This is a genomic window from Candidatus Magnetobacterium casense (assembly GCF_019173545.1).
GTDB classification, from domain to species: Bacteria; Nitrospirota; Thermodesulfovibrionia; order Thermodesulfovibrionales; family Magnetobacteriaceae; genus Magnetobacterium; species Magnetobacterium cryptolimnobacter.
Map to the genome: position 1 here is coordinate 1 of NZ_JABXWD010000515.1, position 2,115 is coordinate 2,115.

At 54.1% G+C, this 2,115-nt stretch carries 2 protein-coding genes; both read right to left on the reverse strand.

The window, feature by feature from the left end; genetic code table 11:
- Nucleotides 1-244 precede the first annotated feature (244 nt).
- A complete protein-coding gene (locus HWQ67_RS17045) occupies nt 245-859 on the reverse strand; it encodes an NADH-ubiquinone oxidoreductase-F iron-sulfur binding region domain-containing protein (RefSeq protein ID WP_218253889.1) in 615 nt (204 codons plus the stop codon).
- A gap of 5 nt (nt 860-864) precedes the next feature.
- Nucleotides 865-2,115 (reverse strand): NADH-ubiquinone oxidoreductase-F iron-sulfur binding region domain-containing protein (locus HWQ67_RS17050; protein ID WP_218253890.1); only part of this gene is annotated, 1,251 nt, incomplete at its 5' end.

Genomic DNA, 2,115 nt, shown 5'->3' on the forward strand with positions numbered 1-2,115 from the left:
TACAAGCTCAGACATTGCTAAGTCTCCTTTTGTATAAGTCTTATGTTACTCATAAAACGTATCTTCTTTATATCGCATGGTAGTAAGAGAAAGAAGGAGGGCGGCTCCGCCCCCTCCTCAGACCTCCCCTGCAAGGGGGCCCGCCCCCTTGACCCCTTCTTTTTAGCTCCGGGGTACACTTGGTTGCTAAGAAGGTTTGCCATGTTTTTTTTAAGAAGATACCATGAAAACCATCCATGTGAGATCATGCAGGGACAACAGTTGTCGCCTTTGCATCAACGATCTCAATGGCGCCATAGGTGCAGGCCGAAATACACAGACCACACCTGCTGCATCGCTTATCCACTATTTCGTAGGGTATGTAACCCACCAGGTATGACTTCTTCCGCTCCCCAACGATGGCAAAATCTTTACAGACCACGCGGCATTCATCGCAGGAGACACACTTGTCCTCTATCACCTTGTAAACGATTAGCGACTTGCACTCCTTGTCCGGACACACCCCCTCCACGTGCAACGAGTAGAGGTTGGGGGAGTTTTCAATCGTGTCGATGATAAACTTGGCCGTGTCCTTACCCTTCTTGCACATGGAGGACTCCAGCATCAGCGGTGCTATCCGCCGGATGGCCTGTACGTCCAGCTCCGTGGCCTTGCCGTCGGCCAACCTGCGCATCCGGATGCGCATTTCGTAACTGCCCATTGGACAGGGCAGGCAACGAGCACACATAGGACCATCTATGAACTCATCCAGGAACATAATGGCCTTCTGCACGGCGCACTTATACTTTTCGACGTCCCGTGCGATCTCTTTTATGTCCTTCTCTTTCTTTTCCGTCATCGTTATAGTCTCTTCTGGCATAGTCTCTATCTCCCGGCAGCGACTGGCTTAGGTTTTGGAACCTTGCCGATCTTGACTGCCCCAATTGGACAGGCCGTGTAACAGGCCTTGCACTTGGTACACTCGTCCTGGTCAATGAAATACGTGCGTCTGGTCTCCTTGACGGCGTTAAAGGCACATGCCTGCTTGCACAGACCACACAGGAAACACATGGCATGGTCAATGGTAAACTGCCCAAGGCCGCTACAGACCTTGGCACGGCAGTATTTGTCGTGTACGTGCTCTTCGTATTCTTGTCTGAAGTACTTGAGCGTTGACAGGATTGGGTTAGGCGCACTCTGACCGAGGCCGCACAGGGACATATTCTGTACACGTTTACTGAGCCATTCCAGACGCTCGAGGTCTTCGGGTTCGCCCTTTCCGGCGGTTATCTTGTTGAGGATGTCGAGCATCTGATACGTACCGATCCTGCACGGGGGACACTTGCCGCAGGACTCTTCCTTGGTAAATGTCAGGAAGAAGCGCGAAACGTCCACCACACAGGTTTCCTCGTCCATGACGACCATACCGCCGGAGCCCATCATCGACCCCACGTTGGCCAGCGAGTCAAAGTCCACGGGCATGTCAAGGTACTCCTCCGGCAGACATCCACCGGATGGGCCTCCGGTCTGCACGGCCTTGAACTTCTTGCCGTCCATGATTCCGCCGCCGATCTCAAAGATGATCTCACGCAGCGTGATCCCCATCGGGACCTCCACCAGACCGGTGTTTCTGACCTTACCCGTCAGCGCAAACACCTTGGTACCCGGTGAGTTGACCGTGCCGATACTCTTAAACCAATCCGACCCGTTTTCGATTATGTGTGGCACACATGCAAAGGTCTCTATGTTGTTGAGGTTGCTGGGATAGTTCCAGACGCCTCCGCCATACTCGGAGAGCCTTGGGGGTCTGGGACGTGGGAATCCTCGCTCGCCCTCAATGGAGGCCACCAGCGCCGTGGACTCACCACAGACAAACGCTCCGGCACCCTCTCTGGTGTCCAGTGAAAAGCTGAAGTTGGTCCCCAGGATGTTATCGCCCAGGAAGCCCATTTCCGTGGCCTGCTTAATGGCGTGCTTGAGGTTGACCACGGCCAGCGGGTACTCGTGCCTTACGTAGATGTAACCGTACTGAGCACCAATGGCATAGGCACACAGGAGCATACCCTCTATAAGTCCATGCGGGTCGCCCTCCATAATCGACCTGTCCATAAAGGCACCGGGGTCGCCCTCATCGCC

Coding starts and splice junctions, on each gene's coding strand:
- HWQ67_RS17045 (WP_218253889.1), bottom strand. CDS start 859: ATGCCAGAAGAGACTATAACGATGACGGAAAAGAAAGAGAAGGACATA.